General features: G+C 72.2%; 4 protein-coding genes. All 4 read right to left on the bottom strand.

Going from position 1 to position 3,577, the window contains the following annotated elements; translation table 11 throughout:
- Positions 1-277: 277 nt before the first annotated feature.
- The 4 genes from LXT12_RS21085 to LXT12_RS21070 are packed head-to-tail and all read right to left on the bottom strand — an operon-like array spanning position 278 to position 3,510.
- The gene (locus tag LXT12_RS21085) at positions 278-1,039 is read right to left on the bottom strand and encodes a LytR/AlgR family response regulator transcription factor (protein ID WP_233394267.1); all 762 of its coding nucleotides are present in this window, start codon (positions 1,037-1,039) and stop codon (positions 278-280) included.
- Positions 1,036-2,106 carry a sensor histidine kinase gene (locus LXT12_RS21080; RefSeq protein WP_233394266.1) on the bottom strand — a complete coding sequence of 357 codons (1,071 nt, stop codon included), beginning with the start codon at positions 2,104-2,106 and terminating at the stop codon, positions 1,036-1,038. Before LXT12_RS21080 ends, LXT12_RS21085 begins: the two co-directional genes overlap by 4 nt.
- Positions 2,107-2,117: 11 nt before the next feature.
- On the bottom strand, positions 2,118-2,801 hold the full coding sequence (locus LXT12_RS21075; protein ID WP_233394265.1) for a hypothetical protein: 684 nt from the start codon (positions 2,799-2,801) through the stop codon (positions 2,118-2,120).
- Between the two features lie 40 nt (positions 2,802-2,841).
- The gene (locus LXT12_RS21070; RefSeq protein ID WP_233394264.1) at positions 2,842-3,510 is read right to left on the bottom strand and encodes a hypothetical protein; all 669 of its coding nucleotides are present in this window, start codon (positions 3,508-3,510) and stop codon (positions 2,842-2,844) included.
- Positions 3,511-3,577 lie beyond the last annotated feature (67 nt).

Here is a 3,577-nt window from a genome sequence, read left to right as displayed (position 1 = left end):
GAACTCGCCCCGTATCCGTCGTTCGTTGTGTGTCAGCGCACGTCGGAAACGGTTACTCAAACGAGAAAGCGTCAGCCCGCCTGTGACCCTGGCAAAGAAATGTTGCCACCGAGGGTGGGTTTAGGCTTCAGTCACTCGTCCCCAGAACGGGCGAGCCTCTTACCCCCCTGAACAGGTGGGTTGGGATGTCCGGTTTTTCGGGAATGCGGCGCCTGCTGGGAATGCCGGCGACGCAGGTAATGGCCCCAGTCCTTTTTGGAATGGGATGCCGGCCCCGTCACATCGGCTTGAACCGGGCCTGAAAGCTCTGGCTGACCGCGAGCCGGGTCTTTCCGTCCCGCAGCACCACGTCCATGCCGCCCAGGCGGCGGTCGACCCGGGCGACGCTGGCGAGGTTGACGACCACGGCGCGATGGATCTGCCAGAACTGCTCGGGATCGAGCTGGGCGAGCAGCTCGCGAAGCGACAGCCGCAGCAGGAACTCGCCTTCCGCCGTGATGGCGCAGGTGTATTTGTTGTCGCTGCGAAAGTGGCTGACGTCGGCCACCATGACGAGATGCAGGCGCTCGCCCTGGGAGGCCTGGAGCCAGCGCAGGGGCGCCGCCGCCGCGGGCGCCGCGGCCAGGTTCGGCGGAGCCCAGTGCTCCAGCCAGCGCGCCAGCTGCTGCGGCGGCCATTGCAGGCGCTGCTTGAGCCGCATCAGGGTCTCGTGCAGGCGTTCGGTGGACAGCGGCTTGAGCAGATAGTCCACGGCGCCCTGGTCGAATGCGCTCACCGCGTGGGCGTCGTAGGCGGTGACGAAGACCACGAGGCACAAGCCCTTGATGCGCCGGGCGAGCTGCAGGCCGTCCAGCCCGGGCAGGCGGATGTCGACGAAGACGATGTCGGGGCGCTGCTCCAGCACCAGGGCCAGGCCGTGGTCGCCGTCCGCGGCTTCGGCCAGGACCAGCAGCTCCGGCCAGAGTTCGGCCAGGCCGTCGCGCAGCCGCTGGCGAGGCAGTTCCTCGTCTTCGATGAGGATGGCGGTGGGGCGAGTCATGGGTTTTCCCCCGAGGGCAGGGGCAGCTCGATGCGGGCGCTGACGCCCCCGGCCTCGCGCTGTTCCAGGGCGAGCCTCGCGTCCTGGCCGTACAGGCTGGCCAGGCGGTCGCGCACATTGGCCAGGCCCAGGCCCTGGCCTTGCGTCGGCGCTCCGGTCGGCGCGCCCGCCGGGACATGCAGGCCGGCGCCGCTGTCGCGCACCTCCAGCACCAGGCGGGCGCCCTCGCGGCGCGCTTCGACCTCGATGCGCCCGCCCTGGGGCAGGGGTTCGATGCCATGGCGCACCGCGTTCTCCACCAGCGTCAGCAGCATCATCGGCGGCATGGCGGCGGCTTCGCAGCCGGGCTGGGCGCGCACCTCCACGCGCAGCCGGGCGCCCAGGCGCGTCGCCATCACGGTGAGATAGGCCCGTGCCAGCGCCAGCTCGCGCTCGACCGTGGACAGGGGCTCGCGCATGGACGGCAGGGCCAGGCGCAGGTAGTCGTGCAGTTCGCCGAGGAAGCGCTCGGCGGTGGCGGGCTGGCTGCGGATGAGCTGCTGCAGGCTGGCCAGCGCGTTGAACAGGAAGTGCGGCTCGACCTGGGCCTGCAGGGCCTTGAGCTCGGCCACGCTGACTTGTCGCGACAGCTCGGCCATGGCGGCGCTCTGCTCGGCCCGCGCGAGCTGCCAGCGCAGCTTCTGCTCCTCGCGCCAATGCCACCAGCGCAGGGGCAGATGCATCAGCAGCGCGAAGGCGAAGGCGGGCAGGGCCGCACGCAGGACGGGCAGGGGCCCGAGCGGCGGCAGCCAGGAGGCCAGCGTCACGTCGGGCGAGAGGCCGGCACCCAGCAGCGCGCCGGCCGCCGCCGCCAGCGGCACCGCCAGCCCCCACCACCGCGAGCGCAGGACCAACCAGGCAGCGCTGTAGGCCAGCCACAGCTGGGCCGAGATGGCGATCCAGCGCGCATGCGGCCATTGCCAGCGCAGCAGCGCCCAGGCGGCCCAGAACGTCAGGGCGGGCCAGAGGGCGCCGCGCAGCGGCCAGCGCCGGGCTGCGCTCGCCGGGTTGGATGTCGCGGCGGCCATGGCGTGCGGACTCAGTCCAGCGCGGCGTTGCGCAGCGGCTGGGGCGGCATCTTGGCCATGTTGGCGCGTGCCGCTGCGTGGAAGCGCCGGGCCCCGGCCCAATCGATGCCGACCGGGGTCGTGGTGGGCTGCACCTCCGGCCCGACGACTTCGAACTTCAGCTCGCGCACCCAGACCTGGCCTTCGCCCACCTGGGCCACGCCCAGGGTGAGGAAGGGCTCGTCGGCCGGCACGTCCATGACGACGCTGACTTCGCGCCACACGCCGTCCGCGGCGGGCAGGGGGACGCCGGCGGGCAGCTTCTTCTCCACGCCGGGCTGGCCCAGGGTGAGCGGCGCCAACACGTCGTTCTCTCCAAGCCCCAGGTAGAGGCCCGCCCAGCCGCCGGCGGCTTCGGCGCGCAGCTGGCCGCTGAAGCGCACCCGCTGGCCGGCATAGCCGGTCACGGTCTGGAAGGCGTGGCCGACGCTGGGCGCGTCCTTGCGCTGGGCGGCGATGGCGTGCAGCGTGAGGCTGGGCGAGCTGCCGGCGACGGCGGTGTCGATGCCGATCTCGTAGCCATCGAATCCTGCCGTGCCGTCGAGCAGCATGGCATGCCGGCTCGCCATCCAGCCTTCGGGCATGGGCAGGCCGGCCGCGCCGGCGCTCAGCACCAGGGCGGCAAGGGGAATGATCAGGAGGGCGCGGAAGTCCATGTCGAGGTTCCTCGGAGTTCGTTGATCGGGCTGCCGGCGTTCAGCGCAGCGCCAGGTTGTTCGGCGGCGTCTTGCGGGCCGCACGCCACTGCTGGCCTTGCAGCGTCATGGCGCGCGCCGTCTCGGCCGCCTTGGCCGCGAAGACCTCGGTGGTCGGCGGCACGTCCTGGCCCACGGCTTCCACCCGCAGGCTGCGCGCCCAGGCCTGGCCGCTGCCGACGAGGGCGAGGCCGACGTTGGCGACACCGGCGCCCAGGTCATCGCCGCCGGGGATGTCGGCCACCACGCTCACCTCGCACCAGTCGGCGCAGCCGGCCGCGCCCAGAGGGGGCGTGGTGGCGTAGTTGGGAGAGAACGGCAGGTAGGCCAGGGGCGTGTAGCCCGGGCTCACCACCAGGCCGGCCCAGCCGTCGACGCCGGCCGTCTTCACCTGGGCCGTCAGGCGGATGCGCCGGCCGGCATAGCCGAAGACGTACTGGCTGACGCCGCCGATCTCGTGCGGCTGGCGCTGCCCCAGCGACTTGACCGTCAGCGCGCGCTGCCCGCTGTTCTCGGTTTCGGGGGCCACGCCGCCTTCATGGGTGGCGCCTTGAGGCCAGGCGTAGGAGGCCTGGAACATCCAGCCATCAGGCTGGCGCAGCTTGTCGGCGCCGCTGGCGGTCAGCGCCAGGGCGGCCAGGGGAATGGCCACGAGGGATCGGTAGTCCATGCTTTCGTCCTTTCGGGAGTGGGGTGCATGCACTCTGCGCCGCCGCGCCGGCTCCCGCCCGGGCCTT

This window comes from Pelomonas caseinilytica, assembly GCF_021353235.1.
Taxonomy (GTDB): domain Bacteria; phylum Pseudomonadota; class Gammaproteobacteria; order Burkholderiales; family Burkholderiaceae_C; genus Pelomonas; species Pelomonas caseinilytica.
This window is presented reverse-complemented; position numbering and strand designations above follow the sequence as displayed.

Bases quoted from the DNA above. Each gene is read 5' to 3' on its own strand.
- LXT12_RS21085 (WP_233394267.1), bottom strand. From the start codon at position 1,039: ATGACTCGCCCCACCGCCATCCTCATCGAAGACGAGGAACTGCCTCGC.
- LXT12_RS21080 (WP_233394266.1), bottom strand. From the start codon at position 2,106: ATGGCCGCCGCGACATCCAACCCGGCGAGCGCAGCCCGGCGCTGGCCG.
- LXT12_RS21075 (WP_233394265.1), bottom strand. From the start codon at position 2,801: ATGGACTTCCGCGCCCTCCTGATCATTCCCCTTGCCGCCCTGGTGCTG.
- LXT12_RS21070 (WP_233394264.1), bottom strand. From the start codon at position 3,510: ATGGACTACCGATCCCTCGTGGCCATTCCCCTGGCCGCCCTGGCGCTG.